This is a genomic window from Dietzia sp. oral taxon 368, assembly GCF_002999155.1.
Lineage (GTDB): Bacteria > Actinomycetota > Actinomycetes > Mycobacteriales > Mycobacteriaceae > Dietzia > Dietzia cinnamea.
The window spans coordinates 2,267,104-2,282,969 of sequence record NZ_CP027238.1 but is presented as its reverse complement, the minus strand read 5'-3'; the positions used below and the strand labels follow the sequence as shown (position 1 = coordinate 2,282,969).

General features: G+C 72.5%; 15 protein-coding genes. 6 read left to right on the top strand and 9 right to left on the bottom strand.

The genetic code is table 11. The annotated features are described in order from the left end of the window. Positions 1 to 22 precede the first annotated feature (22 nt). Entirely contained in the window at positions 23 to 487 is a 465-nt protein-coding gene (locus C3V38_RS10670) for a hypothetical protein (RefSeq protein WP_254425955.1), read from the bottom strand. Here C3V38_RS10670 and C3V38_RS10665 point away from each other — a divergent pair. Next, positions 486 to 1,628 carry an IS630 family transposase gene (locus C3V38_RS10665; protein ID WP_061917901.1) on the top strand — a complete coding sequence of 381 codons (1,143 nt, stop codon included), beginning with the start codon at positions 486 to 488 and terminating at the stop codon, positions 1,626 to 1,628. The genes C3V38_RS10670 and C3V38_RS10665 overlap by 2 nt on opposite strands. 60 nt (positions 1,629 to 1,688) lie before the next feature. Here the strand turns inward: C3V38_RS10665 and manA are convergent, their stop codons facing one another. The 4 genes from manA to C3V38_RS10645 all read right to left on the bottom strand — a co-directional run bounded on the left by manA (position 1,689) and on the right by C3V38_RS10645 (position 5,974). Further along, the gene (gene manA / locus C3V38_RS10660) at positions 1,689 to 2,906 is read right to left on the bottom strand and encodes a mannose-6-phosphate isomerase, class I (RefSeq protein WP_061915269.1); all 1,218 of its coding nucleotides are present in this window, start codon (positions 2,904 to 2,906) and stop codon (positions 1,689 to 1,691) included. A gap of 4 nt (positions 2,907 to 2,910) precedes the next feature. After that, positions 2,911 to 4,005 (bottom strand): hypothetical protein, encoded by a 1,095-nt coding sequence (locus tag C3V38_RS10655; protein WP_061228046.1) that lies wholly within the window; start codon positions 4,003 to 4,005, stop codon positions 2,911 to 2,913. Beyond that, positions 3,998 to 5,374 carry a phosphomannomutase/phosphoglucomutase gene (locus C3V38_RS10650; RefSeq protein WP_061228100.1) on the bottom strand — a complete coding sequence of 459 codons (1,377 nt, stop codon included), beginning with the start codon at positions 5,372 to 5,374 and terminating at the stop codon, positions 3,998 to 4,000. The genes C3V38_RS10655 and C3V38_RS10650 overlap by 8 nt, the downstream gene beginning before the upstream one ends. A 93-nt stretch (positions 5,375 to 5,467) precedes the next feature. Then, positions 5,468 to 5,974 carry a DUF3499 domain-containing protein gene (locus tag C3V38_RS10645; protein ID WP_106385748.1) on the bottom strand — a complete coding sequence of 169 codons (507 nt, stop codon included), beginning with the start codon at positions 5,972 to 5,974 and terminating at the stop codon, positions 5,468 to 5,470. A 185-nt stretch (positions 5,975 to 6,159) separates the two neighbouring features. On the opposite strand from C3V38_RS10645, the gene C3V38_RS10640 reads away from it, so the two are divergent. Further along, positions 6,160 to 6,663 carry a metallopeptidase family protein gene (locus tag C3V38_RS10640; RefSeq protein ID WP_061915300.1) on the top strand — a complete coding sequence of 168 codons (504 nt, stop codon included), beginning with the start codon at positions 6,160 to 6,162 and terminating at the stop codon, positions 6,661 to 6,663. A gap of 44 nt (positions 6,664 to 6,707) precedes the next feature. On the opposite strand, the gene C3V38_RS10635 is transcribed toward C3V38_RS10640, so the two are convergent. Then, entirely contained in the window at positions 6,708 to 7,019 is a 312-nt protein-coding gene (locus C3V38_RS10635; RefSeq protein WP_007627711.1) for a WhiB family transcriptional regulator, read from the bottom strand. 387 nt (positions 7,020 to 7,406) lie between these two features. On the opposite strand from C3V38_RS10635, the gene cofD reads away from it, so the two are divergent. Both cofD and C3V38_RS10625 read left to right on the top strand, forming a co-directional pair. Continuing rightward, positions 7,407 to 8,468, top strand: coding sequence for a 2-phospho-L-lactate transferase (gene cofD, locus C3V38_RS10630; RefSeq protein WP_106385747.1), 1,062 nt, complete (start codon positions 7,407 to 7,409; stop codon positions 8,466 to 8,468). Further along, positions 8,465 to 9,883 carry a coenzyme F420-0:L-glutamate ligase gene (locus C3V38_RS10625; RefSeq protein WP_106385746.1) on the top strand — a complete coding sequence of 473 codons (1,419 nt, stop codon included), beginning with the start codon at positions 8,465 to 8,467 and terminating at the stop codon, positions 9,881 to 9,883. The genes cofD and C3V38_RS10625 overlap by 4 nt, the downstream gene beginning before the upstream one ends. Here the strand turns inward: C3V38_RS10625 and C3V38_RS10620 are convergent. Both C3V38_RS10620 and C3V38_RS10615 read right to left on the bottom strand, forming a co-directional pair. Continuing rightward, positions 9,865 to 10,980, bottom strand: a complete 1,116-nt coding sequence (locus tag C3V38_RS10620; protein WP_371412117.1) for a sugar phosphate nucleotidyltransferase — start codon at positions 10,978 to 10,980, stop codon at positions 9,865 to 9,867. The two genes, C3V38_RS10625 and C3V38_RS10620, sit on opposite strands and share 19 nt — an antisense overlap. Positions 10,981 to 11,079: 99 nt before the next feature. Further along, on the bottom strand, positions 11,080 to 11,979 hold the full coding sequence (locus tag C3V38_RS10615; protein WP_106385745.1) for a glycosyltransferase family 2 protein: 900 nt from the start codon (positions 11,977 to 11,979) through the stop codon (positions 11,080 to 11,082). Positions 11,980 to 12,092: 113 nt separating this feature from the next. On the opposite strand from C3V38_RS10615, the gene C3V38_RS10610 reads away from it, so the two are divergent. Both C3V38_RS10610 and C3V38_RS10605 read left to right on the top strand, forming a co-directional pair. Then, positions 12,093 to 13,664 (top strand): LCP family protein, encoded by a 1,572-nt coding sequence (locus C3V38_RS10610; protein ID WP_254425954.1) that lies wholly within the window; start codon positions 12,093 to 12,095, stop codon positions 13,662 to 13,664. Between the two features lie 63 nt (positions 13,665 to 13,727). Continuing rightward, positions 13,728 to 14,414, top strand: coding sequence for a TIGR03089 family protein (locus C3V38_RS10605; protein ID WP_106385744.1), 687 nt, complete (start codon positions 13,728 to 13,730; stop codon positions 14,412 to 14,414). 201 nt (positions 14,415 to 14,615) lie between these two features. Here C3V38_RS10605 and C3V38_RS10600 read toward each other — a convergent pair whose 3' ends face one another. After that, positions 14,616 to 15,785: an acyl-CoA dehydrogenase family protein gene (locus tag C3V38_RS10600; RefSeq protein ID WP_106385743.1), complete on the bottom strand. Its 1,170-nt coding sequence runs from the start codon at positions 15,783 to 15,785 to the stop codon at positions 14,616 to 14,618. Positions 15,786 to 15,866 lie beyond the last annotated feature (81 nt).

Genomic DNA, 15,866 nt, shown 5'->3' with positions numbered 1-15,866 from the left:
TTCGAATGATCTGCGCCCCACACTAGTGGGCATCTCCGTTAGTTCGTCGGGGGTCGGTGATCCAGGCGGTGGGGTCGCCGAGATAGAGGCCGCAGGCGGTGTCGAGGGCTTCTGCGGGAGTGCCTGAGGGCCATCCGTTTGGCAGGGCGGCTTGCTGGTAGTCGTCGTGGCTGGCGCGGTAGATCGCAAAACCCCACTGGCTGGCTGATCCGGCGTAGCGCAGTCGGCAGAGCTTGACTTCGTCCCCGTCGGTCAAGGTGGCATCGATGTAGGCGAATCCGGCCCGGTAGCGGGTGTGCAGGGCCTGGATCTGGGGCCACCGTTCGGCAGCGCGGGCCAGGAGTTTCTGTCGCAGTGAGGTCTGTGTCGAGTCGGGGATCTTGGCCATGGTCTCCATCATCGCCGCCGCCGTTTCTCGCCCTCGACTTTCGGCTTGTTCCGGCGTGGCGGCTTGGCGGGCGCCGCTGGGTGCGTCAGAAATGAACATGCCTCCCACCAGCGCCGTTATCGTCATCCTGTCCGGCAAAGAACGCGACGTGCTGACCCGCCGCGCGCACGCTGCTCGTTGTGCGCACCGCGATGTACTGCGAGCCCGGATCGTCCTGGCGGCCGCTGCCGGTGATGCCAACGCTGCGATCGCCCGCGAGGTCGGGGTGTGCGAAGACACGGTGCGCCAGTGGCGGCATCGGTTCTGCACCGAGCGCCTGGAGGGTCTCAAAGATCGGCCCCGCTCGGGACGACCGCGAGTGTTCACCCCCGTCGAGGTCGCCCAGGTCAAAGCGTTGGCGTGTACGCGCCCGGCTGACCACGGTCTGCCACTGACCAGATGGTCGGCCGCCGAGTTGAGAGCCCACGCCGTGGCCACAGGGCTGGTGCGCCCCGTGGCGTCGGCGACGATCGGGCGCTGGCTGGCCGCAGATGCGATCAAGCCGTGGCAGCACCGGTCGTGGATTTTTCCCCGCGACCCCGACTTCGCCGTCAAGGCCGCCCGGGTGCTGGACCTGTACCACCGGCGCTGGAACGGCGTTGCTCTCGGCGACGATGAGTACGTCATCAGTGCGGACGAAAAATCACAGCTCCAAGCCCTCAAACGCCGTCACGCCGAGACTCCCGCCAGGCCCGGTCAGCCGCGGCGCGTGGAGTTCGAGTACCGCCGCGGTGGGACGTTGGCCTACTTCGCCGCCTACGACGTCCACCAGGCCCGCGTGATGGGGATGACCGCACCCAAGACAGGGATCGCCCCGTTCACCGAACTGGTCGAGCAGGTGATGACCCAAGAGCCATACGCATCCGCGAAGCGAGTGTTCTGGGTCGTCGACAACGGCTCATCCCACGCAGGTCAGGCCTCGAAAGACCGGATGCGTCATGCGTTTCCCAACGCGGTCCTGGTGCACCTTCCGGTGCACGCCTCGTGGCTCAACCAGGTCGAAATCTACTTCTCGATCCTGCAGCGCAAAGCCATCGCCACCGGCGACTTCGCAGACCTCGACGATCTCGCCGCACGCATCCTCGCGTTCCAGGATCGCTACAACCGAAGCGCCGAACCGTTCGGCTGGAAGTACACCCGCGACGACCTCAACCGCCACCTCGACCGCCTCAACAACGACGGCACCCTCCGCGCAGCATGACCCCCGACGAACTAACGGAGATGCCCACTAGCGGCAGCGCCTCTTCGCGCGTCGGCCCCGTCACCGGTCGCCGACGCGGGTGCGGAACACGGTCGTCCCGTCGAGACCCTGCAGGCACACCCGCGTCGTCGAGGCCGGCACCCACACCGCGCGCCCAGGCCGGAGCACCTCCCCCGCACCGTCCTCGTCGACCTGCGCCTCGCCCGAGGTGCACAGCAGCACCTCCGGCCCGTCGGGTCGCCAGGTCACGAGCCGTCCGGCGGGCAGGTCGATGCGCGACAGCGCGAAATCCGGTTCGGGCGTGGGGTAGTCGACCTCACCGGGGATACCGCGGTCGGCGGGGATCGCGTCGACGGTGGGGTCGGCCAGCGGGCCGAACTCGAGCACCCGCATCAGCTCGGGCACGTCGACGTGCTTGGGGGTCAGTCCGCCACGCAACACGTTGTCGGAATTGGCCATGACCTCCACCCCGACGCCGCGCAGATAGGCGTGCAGCTGCCCGGGTCCCAGGTACACGGCCTCGCCCGGCTGCAGGACCACCCGGTTGAGCAGCAGGACGCCCAGGACGCCGGGGTCCGTCGGATAGCGCTCGGCGAGCTCCGCCACCGTCGTGGCGACCGCGGACCACGGGGCGTCGACCCCGTTCACGGTCAGATAGGACACGGCCCGGGCCACGAGGTCGGACACGACGTCGGCCAGCACGATGTGGGGCATCGTGACGAACGTGGTGAACACCGCGCGCAGGCCCTCGGCGTCGGGCTGCCCGGCGAGCATGTCGCGGTAGGGCCGCAGCGAGTCCACGTCGAACGCGTCGAGCAGGGAGATCGTGCGCTCGACCGGGCGGAATCCCACCAACGCGTGGAACTCGGTCAGGGCGACCAGGATCTCGGGCTTGTGATTGGCGTCGCGGTAGTTGCGGTCAGCGGCGTCGACGGCGATCCCCCGGGCGTCCTCCGCGGCGTAGCCCTCGCGCGCCTTCTCCGGTGACGGGTGCGCCTGTAGGGACAGCGCCTGCTCGGCCGAGAGCAGCTTCACGAGGAACGGCAGTCCCCCGCCGTGCTCGGCCAGGACGCGGGCGCCGAGTTCCTTCTCGGGGTCGTCGGCGATCCGTGCGTCGAGCGCCCGTCCGTCAGCGCACAGGGAGGATCCCGAGTCGTGGGCACCGAACCAGTGCTCGGCCACGGGGTGCGGTGACGGCGAGGCCGTCCCGCACAGTTCGGGGAGGGCGGTCCGGGAGCCCCAGGCGTAGGCCTGGACCACCGGTTCTAGGGCGACCACGGACCTACAGACCTCCGACGAGGAGGTAGGCGGCGGACAGCTCCGTGCGTGCCATGTGCGCGGCCACCTTTCCGCTCAACGGGGCCGGGGCGTCGCCGACCGTGTCCCGACCGCGGTCGGTGACCCACTCGACGTCCGCGAGCGGGCCCGCGGCCAGCCGGACGATGTCCTCGTCCGCGTTCAACACCATACCGAGGTATCGCACGCGCATGTCCTCGCGTGGCCCGTCAAGTTCCTCATCGTGGAAAAGGTCCGCCAGTGGATCCACCGGCGGGCGCCCCTGCGCACGTTCGGCGCCGGCACGCACGGCGTCCCCGACCGACGAGGCCGCGGTGATCCGGCCCGCGTCGCAGAACGCCGCGACCGCGCGATCGCAACAGGCCGCGGAGACCGCGTCCGCGTGGATCCACACGAGCGGGTCGCGGCCGGCGACCGACGTCGCGAGCAGCTTGGCCGGGTTGACCGGGGTCGCTAGTTCGGGCCCGATCCCCTCGAGCTCGACGTCGACGGCGTCGGCGGCGGCACCCACGTCCAGTCCCCGCGCCCCGAGTGCGGTGAGGACCGCCATGCCGGCCGCGAGGTGACGCAGTACGCCGCGGTGCGGGGGTAGGTACGGCAGCGGCTCGAGCCAGGAGGCGCGCCCCCGGCCCGCCTCGGAGACCAGCCCCTCGCGAGGCACGTCCACGATCACCGCGGCCCCGCGGCCGGCGGCGGCGTCGATCGCCGCCGCCAGGTCGGGATCGCCGGCGTCGTCTCCTGAGACGAGGACGACGTCGAGCGCTCCCACCCAGGCGGGCAGGGTGCCGGCGTGCACCAGCGGCGGGACCGCGGGCCCACCGGCCTCAACGGCGAGAGCCGCCACGACGCCGGCCGCCTGCCGCGCGCGGTCGGACCGGCCGGACACCCACACCACGGCGCGGGGCCGGAAGCCGGTGAGACCGTCGAGGGCCCCGCCCTCGACGGCGGTGGCCACGGCGCGGAGCTGCGCCCCGGCCATCGACGCGTGCAGCAGGGCCCCCGTCGCGTCCGCGGCGCGCAGCGCCTCGGGGTCGTCGAGGTCGACCCGCCCGGCCCCAGTGTCGTTCGACAGGTCAGGCACGGACGATCGCGAGGACCTCGTCGACCACGGCGTCGACGTCCTCCCTGGTCGGCGCCTCGGCGTTGAGGCGCAGCAACGGCTCGGTGTTGGAGGCGCGAAGGTTGAACCACGCGCCGTCGCCGAGGTCGACGGTGACGCCGTCCAGGCGGTCGACCGACGCGGCGCGGTCGGAGAACGCGGCGACGACGGCCTCCATGCGCTCGGTCTGCGCCTCCGCCGAGTCGAGCGTGGAATTGATCTCCCCGGAGGCGGCGTACCGGGTGTACTCGCCCATGAGCTCGGACAGCGTGCCGTCCTGACCGCCGAGTGCTGCCAGCACGTGCATGGCGGCCAGCATGCCCGAGTCGGCGCCCCAGAAGTCGCGGAAGTAGTAGTGCGCGGAGTGCTCGCCGCCGAAGACGGCACCCGTGTCGGCCATCTGCGCCTTGATGAAGCTGTGGCCCACGCGCGTGCGGACGGCGACGCCGCCCTTCTCCTCGACGAGCTCGGGGACGGCCCTGGAGGTGATGAGGTTGTAGATGATCGATGCGCCCGGTTCCTTGGCGAGCTCCCGCTCGGCGACGAGGGCGGTGATGGCCGACGGGGCCACCGGCTCTCCGCGCTCGTCGACCACGAAGCAGCGGTCCGCGTCGCCGTCGAAGGCCAGGCCGATGTCAGCTCCGCTCTCCCGGACGAGGGCCTGCAGGTCGACGAGGTTGGCCGGCTCGAGCGGGTTGGCCTCGTGGTTGGGGAAGTTCCCGTCGAGTTCGAAGTACAGGGGCACGATCTCGAGCGGCAGCCCGCCCAGGACGGCGGGCACCGTGTGACCGCCCATGCCGTTGCCGGCGTCCACCGCGACCTTGAGGCGGCGGATCCCCGTCAGGTCGACCAGCCCGCGCAGGTACTCGCCGTAACCCTCGAGCACGTCGCGCTCGGAGACGGTGCCGGTCTCCCCGTCGTGCGCGGGGACGCCCGCGATGACCTCGTCGGCGATCGTCCGGAGGCCGGACTCCTGGCCCACCGGCTTGGCGCCCGCCCGGCACAGCTTGATGCCGTTGTACTTCGCCGGGTTGTGGCTGGCGGTGAACATGGCGCCGGGGCACTCCAGCAGGCCGGAGGCGAAGTAGAGCTGGTCGGTGGAGGCCAGGCCGATCATCACCACGTCGAGGCCCTGCGCGGTCACCCCGTCGGCGAACGCCGCCGACAGGCCCGGGGACGAGTCGCGCATGTCGTGCCCGATCACCACGGTGCCCGCGCCCTCGGAGCGCATGAGCCGAGCGAAGGACGCACCGACCTCGCGGACGAAGTCCGTGTCGATCTGCTCTCCGACGACGCCACGGACGTCGTAGGCCTTGATGACTGCTCGGACGGACTCGGCGCTGCGTGCCACGTGCTGCTCCAGGGGTGTGAGACGGGGTCGGTCGATGTCTTCCGAGACACTACCCGCGCCGATCACGCGGCGGACCACCCTGCGGGCGGCGGGTCAGCGGGCGGCGGGGCCGGACCCGCCCGCGCCGCCGGAGTGCCGGTCGGACCCGTCTTCCCGGGCGGTGGACACGTCGGGGACCACCCGCAGGTGGGGGCGCCCTGAGCCGGTCGACGGCCCGGGGGCCGGGAGCGGGTCGCTGCCGGCCAGCGCGCGGTCCAGCGCGGGCTCGGGATCGGAGACCCCGAGTCGGCGCAGGCGTTCGGCGTCGACCAGTGCCGCGCCGGTCCGCCGCCCTCCGACGGGGCCGCCGGTGACGGCGTCCAGGAGGGCCGTGAGATCGGAGTCCTCGGCCGAGGTGTCGAGGTCCGGATGACGCACGAGGTCCCAGCCGCGGGGGGCGGTGATGCGCAGTGCGTGCACGGCGCAGAGGTCCCAGGCGTGCGGCTCCTGGACCGCGGGCAGTGGCCCGATGACGGCCGTGGAGTCCGCGTACACGTAGGTGAGAGTGGCGACCGCACGGTTGGGGCATCCCGGGCGGCAGCAACGACGGTTCTCACTCACGAGGCCCCAGCGTAGCCCCGCGCACTGTCCGGGTGGGCCGCGACCCGCCCACACCGGTGCGACCCGGCCGCCACCGACGGGGTTATCCTCGCGCCATGACCCCGACCGCCCCGGTTCCCGGACGGCCGCCCACAGGGACCGCGATCCCGGGCGCCGGCCAGTCCGACGTCGCCGCGGGCAGCCGTATCTCCGTCCGCGATTTCCCCGGCGATCCCGGGCGCCGCGGGCCGCGCGTGGTGACGTCTCGCCGCGCGGACCGCCGCGGTCACGGGCCCCGCGGGCCGATCCTGCCGCCCGAGGTGCCCCGCTGGCGCAGCCGGTCGGCGGAGTTCGACGCCGCCGCCCTCGAGGCGTTCGCGGAGATCGACCAGCACTGGCACGCGCGCCTCGAGCACCTGGACCTCGCCGTGGACATGGTGCCGCGGATGCGCCTGCGCCCCGGGGAGACCTGGCCCGAGGAGGTCGTGGCCGACGGCGACGTCCCGCTCGCCCGGCTCGTGCCCGCGGGCGTGGACCGGTCGGGGCAGCCGACCCGCGCGCGGCTGGTGCTGTTCCGGAAGCCGCTCACCCGGCGTGCGCCGGAGGGCGACGACCTGCGGGATCTCATCTACTCCGTGCTCGTGGAGCTGGTGTCGCAGCACCTGGAGATCTCACCGGACGAGGTCGAGGCGGGCCCGGAGGGGGACTGAACGCCGCGCACCTGCGGAGGGGATGATCGCGCGGCGGCCGGGGATCAGATGACGGCGTCGCGCTTGATGCGTCGCCGCTCGCGCTCGGACAGCCCGCCCCAGATGCCGAACCGCTCGTCGTTGGCCAGCGCGTACTCGAGACACTCCGCCTTGACCTCGCACCCGGTGCAGATCTTCTTGGCCTCGCGGGTCGAGCCGCCCTTCTCGGGGAAGAACGCCTCGGGATCGGTCTGCGCGCACAGAGCCCGGTCCTGCCAGCTCTCCTGCTCGTCCTCGACGAACAGGCCGGGGACACCGAGGTCGACCAGAGCCAGCTCGGGTCCCGCGACGGTGCGTGACTGTCGATCCACGGTCATCCCTTCGTGTTGCGTTGTTCGTCTGCGAAAGATCCGCGATGGAGTGCCCGTCACCGGCGCGATCGCGTAAGGCCTCGATCGTCAGGGCGCCGTCGGCCCAGCGCCCTGCCGGTGTCCGTAACGTGGTTTACCGTCACCCACCAGGGAATGACACACCTGTGATTACACACATGCAAGCCGCGAAGGTCAAGCGAAATCGGCGGGACCTACCATTTTCCCCTGCGGCTATGACCGGTGACACGCCGCCTCGGATGTGGCTTGCGACACGCCGCCGCGTGGGGCTTCGCCTCCATCGCTGCGCCGGTCTCTGCCGCCACGCCGCGCCGGACTCCGCAGCCCAGCGGGGTCGCGCCCCCGGCTCCCGGGCCCGTCACTAGTCTCGTCCCCGTGAAGATCTGTGTTCTGGCCGGAGGCGTCGGTGGCGCCCGTTTCCTCCTCGGCGCCCGTCGGCTGCTCGGGCTGGACTCCGAGTCCGCCCGCGCCGACTCCCCCCACCGCATCGACGCGGTGGTCAACGTCGGGGACGACGCCTGGATGCACGGCGTCCGCATCTGCCCCGACCTCGACACGTGTATGTACACCCTCGGCGGAGGCATCGACCCCGAGCGCGGCTGGGGCCACGCCGGAGAGACCTGGAACTGCCGCGACGAGCTCGCCGCGTACGGCGTCCAGCCCGACTGGTTCGGCCTCGGCGACAAGGACCTCGCCACCCACCTCGTGCGCACCCAGATGCTCAACGCCGGCTACCGCCTCACCGACGTCACCGAGGCGCTCTGCACCCGCTGGTGCCCCGGCGTGCGCCTGCTGCCCGTCACCGACGACCGATGCGAGACGCACGTCGTGGTGACCGACCCGTCGACCGCGGACGGCGGGGCCGGGGCGGGTGAGGCGGGCGGGTCCGCCACCGGCTCGCGGGCGATCCACTTCCAGGAGTGGTGGGTCCGGCACAGGGCGCAACTGCCCGCCTCCGGCTTCGTCCAGATCGGCGCGGAGTCCGCCTCCCCGACACCCGAGGCGCTGGAGGCGATCGGGACGGCGGACCTCGTCGTCGTCGCCCCCTCCAACCCCGTGGTCTCCGTCGGCGCGATCCTCGCGGTCCCCGGGATGCGCGCCGCGCTGCGCTCCACCCCCGCCCCCGTCGTGGGCGTCAGCCCGGTCATCGGCGGCGCGGTGCTGCGCGGTATGGCCGACGCGTGCCTCACCGCGATCGGCGTCGAGACCTCCGCCACCGCGGTCGCGCGCCACTACGGCGCCCGCTCGGGCACGGGCCTCATCGACGGCTGGCTCGTCGCCCCCGGCGACGGCCCCACCGACGGCTCCGGCGACGTCGCCGGCGTCGCCGTGCGCGAGGCGCCCCTGCTCATGACCGACCCCGACGCCACGGCGGACATGCTCGCCGCCGTGATCGAGCTGGCCGGGCTCGAGGTCCCCGCACGGGGCGACCGATGACCGACGGCGCCGTCCCCGAGATCCGTCGTCGGACCATCGAGCACGCCGCGCCCTCCGACGTGACGATGTGGGCGCCCGACGGCCTGCCCGAGTTCCGCCCCGGTGACGATCTCGCCGGTGCCCTCGCCGACGCGCTCACCGCCGACCCGCACGGCCTGGGCGACGGCGACGTCGTGGTCCTCACCTCCAAGGTCCTGTCCAAGACCGAGGGCCGGATCGTGCCCGCGCCCACGGACCCCGAGGAGCGCGACGCCCTACGGCGACGGCTGGTCGACGCCGAGTCCGTGCGCGTCGTGGCGCGGGTCAACCGCACGCTCATCACCGAGAACCGGCTGGGGATCGTGCAGGCCGCCGCTGGCGTCGACGGCTCCAACGTCGACGCCCGCGAGCTCGCACTGCTGCCCGAGGACCCCGACGCCTCCGCCGCCACCCTCGCCCGCGAACTGCGCCGCCTCACCGGCGCGCGCGTCGCCGTAGTCGTCACCGACACCATGGGGCGGGCCTGGCGCACCGGCCAGATCGACATGGCCATCGGCGCCGCCGGGCTGCGGGTGTCGGTGGGATACGACGGCGCCGTGGACCGCCAGGGCAACGAACTGCTGGTGACCGACGTGGCCGTGGCCGACGAGATCGCCTCGGCGGCGGACCTGGTCAAGGGCAAGCTCGGTGCGCGGCCCGTCGCGGTGGTGCGGGGCCTGGGCCACCTCCTGCTCGACGACGACGACGACGAGGTGGACGTCCCCCGGCGGGCCCGTGACCTGGTCAGGGACGGGTCGGCGGATCTGTTCCGGTTGGGGACCGCCGAGGCCGTGGCGCAGGGGCGACGTGAGGCCGTTCCCGCCCGCCGCTCGGTCCGCCGGTTCTCCGACGAGCCCGTCGACGCCGAGGTGCTGGCAGACGCCGTGGCGGACGCGCTCACCGCGCCCGCACCGCACCACAGCACGCCGATCCGGTTCGTGCGGGTCTCGGGCCGGGCTCGGACGCGGCTGCTCGGCGCCCTGCGCGCGGACTGGGAGCGCGACCTGCGCGCCGACGGGCACACCGGCGAGGTGCTGGCCCGCCGACTCGGGCGGGGCGATCTGCTGCGCACCTGCCCGGAACTGATCCTGCCGTTCGTCGACGACGACGCCGGCGCGCACGACTACCCGGACGCCCGGCGGGCCGCCTGCGAGGAGACCATGTTCACCGTGGCCGGCGGCGCGGCGGTGCAGTCGCTGCTGGTGGCGCTGGCCGCGCGTGGTCTGGGCTCGTGCTGGGTGGGCTCGACGATCTTCGCCGCCGACACCACGCGCCGCGAACTGGGCCTGCCGTCCACGTGGCGGCCGTTGGGCGCGGTCGCGGTCGGATATCCGGCCGAGCCGGTCCCGCCGCGGGAGCCGCGCCCGGCCGGCGACGCCTACATGTCCGTGGAGTAGCGGATCCCGCCGTCGGGGATCTCGACGCCCGGCCACACCCGGGCGCCGCGCAGGAGCTCGCAGCGCGCGCCGATCACGGCGCCGTCGCCGATCACGCCGTCACGGACGAGCGCCCGGTGGCCGATCCTCGCGCCGAAGCCGACGATCGACCGCTCGACCGTCGCGCCCGCCTCGATCCGGGCGCCGTCGAAGACGACGGCGCCGTCCAGCCTGGCGCCCGCGCCGATCTCCGCACCCCGACCCACGACCGTGCCGCCGACGAGCACGGCGCCCGCGCCGACCCCGGCGCCCTCGTGGACGAGGGCCTCCCCCGCGTGGCCGTCGAGCGCCGGCGACGGGGCGATCCCGCGGACGAGGTCCGACGAGCCGCGCACGAAGTCCTCCGGGGTGCCCATGTCGCGCCAGTACGCCGAGTCGACGAACCCGTATACCCGCCTGCCCTCGCCGAGCAACTGCGGGAAGGTCTCCCGCTCGACCGAGACGGGCTGCCCCTCCGGGATCTGCTCGATGAGCTCGCGACGGAAGACGTAGCAGCCCGCGTTGATCTGGTCGGTCGGCGGATCCTGCGTCTTCTCCAGGAACTCCTGCACGCGGCCGTCGTCGTCGGTCGTGACGCACCCGAACGCGCGCGGGTCGGACACGCGCACCAAGTGCATGGTCAGGTCGGCGTCCTTGGCCCGGTGCAGGGCCAGGATCTCCCGCAGGTCAGTCCCGCCGAGCACGTCGCCGTTGAACACCATGACGGTCGACGCGGTGAGCTCGGGCAGCACGTTGCGGATTCCGCCACCCGTGCCCAGCGGCTCGGTCTCCACCACGTACGAGATGTCGAGGTCCAGATCCGAGCCATCGCCGAAGTGCTCCTCGAACACCTCGGCCTTGAACGACGTGCCCAGCACGACCCGCCGGATGCCGGCCGCGCGGATGCGCGAGAGCAGATGGGTGAGGAACGGCAGGCCCGCGGTCGGGAGCATGGGCTTGGGCGCGGAGATCGTCAGGGGCCGCAGCCGCGTGCCCTTCCCGCCGACCAGCACCACCGCCTCGGTGTCGGCGATCAGGTCGTCGCCGGTCGCGGCGCTCCCGGTGGTCGTCGAGGTCACGATGAAGCTCCTGGGGTCGTCGGGCCCCGCGGTCGCGCTCGCGACCCGCCGGGGCGGTGGGTGGATGTCGGTCGTGGGTCGGACCGGGCCCCCGCGGGCTCAGCCGTGGCGGCCGCCGGACGAGCGCGCGGCGCGCCGCGCGGACCGGATCGCGAGGCGGCACCGCAGTTCCAGGCCCGCTTTGATCGCCCAGCGTATCGGTGCCTGCCAGGTTCGTGCGTGCCTGTCCGCCTGGAACAGATACGCGCTGCGGTGGTGGGCCCGGAGGGTGAACTCGGGCACCGCCTTCGCCGCGTGGCCCCGGTCGTGGTGGATCACGGCGTCCGGGACGTACACGTTCTGCCAACCGGCGCGCCCGAACCGGTCACCCAGGTCCACGTCCTCCAGGTACATGAAGTAGCGCTCGTCGAACCCGCCCAGCGCGTCGAACGCCTCACGGCGCAACAACAGGCACGAGCCGGACAGCCAGCCCGCGGTCCGCTCGGTCTCCATGTCCGCGCCGTCGAGGTAGTGCGCGGTCCACGGGTTGCCCCGCCACACCTGGCCGAGCAGGGCGTGACCGATCCCGGCCCCGAGCCGCGGCACCGAGCGCGCCGACGGGTACACCGACCCGTCCGTCTCGGAGATCCGCGGGCCGAACGCGGCCGCGCGGGGCCACCGCCGCGCCGCCGCTAGCAGGGCGTCCACCGAGCCGGGTTCGAACGTCACGTCCGGGTTGACCACCAGGACGAATTCCTGGTCGAACTCGTCCGGACGCGCGGCGATCTCGGCCACGGCCCGGTTGATCGCGGTGCCGTAGCCGAGGTTGCCGCCGGTCGGGAAGAACTCGGCGAAGTCGTGCTCGGCGGCGACGGCCTCGGGCGCCCCGTCGGTCGATCCGTTGTCCGCCATCACCAGCGCCACCGGCCTGGACGTGGCCGCCGGGAGGGTCTCGACGAAGCTGCGGAGGTGGTCGCCCGGCGAATACGTCACCGTCACGACGGGTAGTCGGGTCGTCACGCGCAACACCCTACGACGCGGCCCGTCGATTCCGAGGCCCGGCGCGCGGCGCGGTACCGTGGGATGATCGTCGGCGGCCTCGAGCGGCCCCTATTCGAGGACAAGGACGGTGGATGAGCGCCGAGCTGCCAGTGACTCCCCGTCGCGCCCACAGCCGGGCGCGGGGCAGGCGCCACGCCACCCCGGCCCGCCCGGTGGGCTCACGCATCGGCCGCGTCCTCGCCGCCCTCGTCTCCGCGGTGTGCCTCCTGGTCACCGGCGTCGGCTGGACGCTGGTCAGCGGACTCAGCTCGGACCTGTCCTCCGCCGGCGGCCTGAATGTGGGCGACGGCGGTCTCGACGGCGCGGTCGACATCCTGCTGGTCGGCACCGACAACCGGACCGACGCCCAGGGCAACCCACTCAGTCAGGAGGAACTCGCCACCCTCCGCACCGGCGAGGAGGACGGCGAGAACACCGACACGATCCTGCTCATCCGCATCCCGGAAGACGGCAGCTCCGCCACCGCGATCTCCATCCCGCGTGACGTGTACGTGGAGACCAGCACCGTCGGCGGCAGCAAGATCAACGGCGTGTACGCGGCCAACAAGGAGGCCTATCTCGAGCGGGTCATGGCCTCGGACCCCGAGGGCGCCGTCACCGAGGAGGACCAGCGCGCGGCCGTCAACGCGGGCCGGAACGGACTCATCGGTGCCGTCGCGGACCTCACCGGAGTCCAGGCCGACCACTACGCTGAGATTGGGCTGCTGGGCTTCGTACTGCTCACCGACGCGGTCGGCGGTGTCCCCGTCTGCCTCAACGAGCCCGTCGACGAGCCGCTGTCGGGCGCCGACTTCGACGCCGGCGTCCAGACCGTCTCCGGGTCGGACGCTCTGAGCTTCGTCCGCCAGCGCCACGACCTGCCAGCCGGCGATCTCGACCGCATAGTCCGCCAGCAGGTGTTCATGTCGCAGCTGGTCAAGAAGATCCTCTCGGCCGGCACCCTCGCCGATCCCACCAAGCTCGGTGCGCTGGTCGACGCCGCCAAGCGCTCGTTCGTGATCGACGAGAACTGGGACTTCGTGGACTTCGCCATGAAGCTCAAGGACATCAGCGGCGGCAGCGTCCGCTTCGAGACCATCCCGGTCACCAGCATCGACTCCTTCACCGAGTGGGGAGAGTCCATCGTCACCGCCGACCCCGTCCAGGTGTCGGAGTTCGTCGCGGGCTTCGCCAGCACCGAGGAGGACGAGGACGTCGCGGACGGCGGGGCGAGCGAGCCCGCTCCCGGTGAGCCCGGCGTCGACCCCGCGACGATCGCCGTGTCGGTGGTCAACACCACCGCGATCGACGGGCTGGCCGCCCGGGTCTCCGGTGCGCTCACCGAACTGGGCTACGCCACCGGCGACCTGCTCACCGACCCCGCCGCCGCCTACACCTCGCACGTGGCGGCGCGCTCCGCCGACGACGCCGCCGCGTTCGCCGTCTCCGACGCGCTCGGTGGCCTGCCGGTCCAGGTCGACCCCGCGGTCCCGCCCGGCACCGTCCGCGTGGTCCTCGCGGACGACTACAGCGGCCCCACCGGTGAGGCCGCCACGACCGAGTCATACTCCCCCGCCACCACCACGTACGCGCCGCTCCCGCCGTCGATCGCGCAGCGTCCGACCTTCGACGCCGGCGGCTCCGACGTACCCTGCGTGAACTGACCCCGGAGGCGGGCCCGACACCCGCGCCCCGGAACCACCCCACGACGCCAGGAGGCCACCCGAGTGAACACCGCCGCAGACACCGTCCTCCAGCCGCTGCTCGCGCTCGACCCCGGGGCGCCGATGGTCACCCACTACGACCAGGCCGCCCCGTCCCGGGTCGAACTGTCGGTCACCTCGACCGCCAACTGGGCGGCGAAGATCGCGGGACTGCTCCGCGACGAACTCGGGGTGACGCCCGGTGACGGGATCGTGTGCGACCTGCCCGCCCACTGGCTCACCGCGGGTGTCCTGCTGGGCGCCTGGTGGGCGGGCGCCGAGGTCCGTGCAGGGTCGGCGGACGACGCCGTCGTCGTCGTCACCGTCCCCGACCGCCTCGACCGCCACCCCGCCGACGTCGAGACCCTCCTCATGACCACCGACCCGATGGGCCGGCCCCTGGCCGCCGCGGGCGTCGAGGTGCCGCCCGGCGTCACCGACCTCGCGGAGGCGTGCCGTATCCACCCCGACGCGTTCGTCCCCTCCGGCGGCGGTGATCTCGCCCTCGACGGCCTGCCGCTCGACCAACTGACCGACCCCGCTCTCTCCGGCCGCGCGCTGGTCGCCGGCCGAGAGCGCGACGACGTGGTGGCCACCCTCGCGCGGGTGTTCGCCTCCGGCGGCACGGCCGTGCTCGTCACGGGCGCCGACGCCGACGACCCCGCCGTGGCGGGGATCGCGGACACCGAGCGCACCACGCTCACCGCCTAGGGCACCGGACACCGAGCGCCGGCGGAGCGTTCCGGCGCCGGCGGGGCGGGGCGTTCTCCTCCCGCCCCGACTCCACCCGCCGCCTACCAGGCGCGATCCGGGCCGCAACGCGATCTGCCCCTCCGACTGCGATCCGCCCCCGGGGTTCCGGGGGTCGATCGCGATCGGAGGGGCAGATCGAGGCGGGGTTCAGCCGATCGGTCAGGCCAGGAGCTGACGGGCCATGACCATGCGGTTGATCTGGTTGGTGCCCTCGTAGATCTGGGTGATCTTGGCGTCGCGCATCATGCGCTCGACCGGGAAATCACGCGTGTACCCCGCGCCACCGAACAGCTGCACCACGTTGGTGGTGACCTCCATCGCCACGTCCGAGGCGAACGTCTTGGACGCCGCGGCCATGAAGCCCAGCTTCTCGCCACCGGGCGCGCTGCCGCGCTCGGCGTTCGCGGCGGCGGTGTAGACCATCAGCCGCGCCGCCTGCACCTTCATGGCCATGTCCGCCAGCATGAACTGCGTGTTCTGGAAATCCGAGATCGCCTTGCCGAACTGGCGACGCTCCTTGGTGTAGGCGATCGCCGCGTCGAGTGCGCCCTGCGCGATACCCACGGCCTGCGCACCGATCGTCGGGCGCGTGTGGTCCAGGGTCTGCAACGCGGTCTTGAAGCCGGTGCCGGGCTCGCCGATGATCCGGTCGCCCGGGATGCGGACGTTCTCGAAGTACAGCTCCGCGGTGGGAGAGCCCTTGATGCCGAGCTTCTTCTCGGTCTTGGACACCCCGAAACCCTCGTCGTCGGCGTGCACCATGAACGCCGAGATGCCACCGGCGCCCTTGTCCGGGTCGGTCACGGCCATGACCGTGTACCAGGTGGACTTGCCACCGTTGGTGATCCACGCCTTGGAGCCGTTGAGAATCCAGTCGTCCCCGTCGGCCTTGGCACGCGTGCGCATCGAGGCGGCATCCGAGCCGGCCTCACGCTCCGACAGGGCGTAAGAGGCCATCCTGCCCGCGGCGATCTCGGGCAGCACCTTCTGCTTGAGCTCCTCGCCGCCGGCCAGGATCAAGCCCATCGTGCCGAGCTTGTTCACCGCCGGGATCAGCGAGGACGAGGCGTCGACCCGGGCGACCTCCTCGATCACGATGCACGCCGCGACCGAATCCGCGCCCTGCCCCTCGTACTCCTCGGGGATGTGGACCGCGTTGAAGCCTGACGCGTTGAGCGCATCGAGGGCCTCCTGCGGGAACCGCTCGTTCTCGTCGACGTCCGCGGCGTGGGGCTCGATCTCCTTCTCCGACAGCGCGCGGATCGCGGCACGCAGCTCCTCGTGCTCCTCCGCCGGACGGTACAGATCGAAGTCGGGGTTACCGGACATGTGCGGGCCTCCAAAGGGGATTCGTCAGTGCTGGTCACGCGGCGGGCGCTGGTGTCCGGACATCGGTGAGTGCCGGTCGCG

What these genes read in the sequence shown, in the direction of transcription:
- C3V38_RS10625 (WP_106385746.1), top strand. Translation starts at nt 8,465, where the DNA reads ATGACCGACGGCGCCGTCCCCGAGATCCGTCGTCGGACCATCGAGCAC.
- C3V38_RS10610 (WP_254425954.1), top strand. Translation starts at nt 12,093, where the DNA reads ATGAGCGCCGAGCTGCCAGTGACTCCCCGTCGCGCCCACAGCCGGGCG.
- C3V38_RS10670 (WP_254425955.1), bottom strand. Translation starts at nt 487, where the DNA reads ATGTTCATTTCTGACGCACCCAGCGGCGCCCGCCAAGCCGCCACGCCG.
- C3V38_RS10600 (WP_106385743.1), bottom strand. Translation starts at nt 15,785, where the DNA reads ATGTCCGGTAACCCCGACTTCGATCTGTACCGTCCGGCGGAGGAGCAC.
- C3V38_RS10635 (WP_007627711.1), bottom strand. Translation starts at nt 7,019, where the DNA reads ATGACCGTGGATCGACAGTCACGCACCGTCGCGGGACCCGAGCTGGCT.
- C3V38_RS10665 (WP_061917901.1), top strand. Translation starts at nt 486, where the DNA reads ATGCCTCCCACCAGCGCCGTTATCGTCATCCTGTCCGGCAAAGAACGC.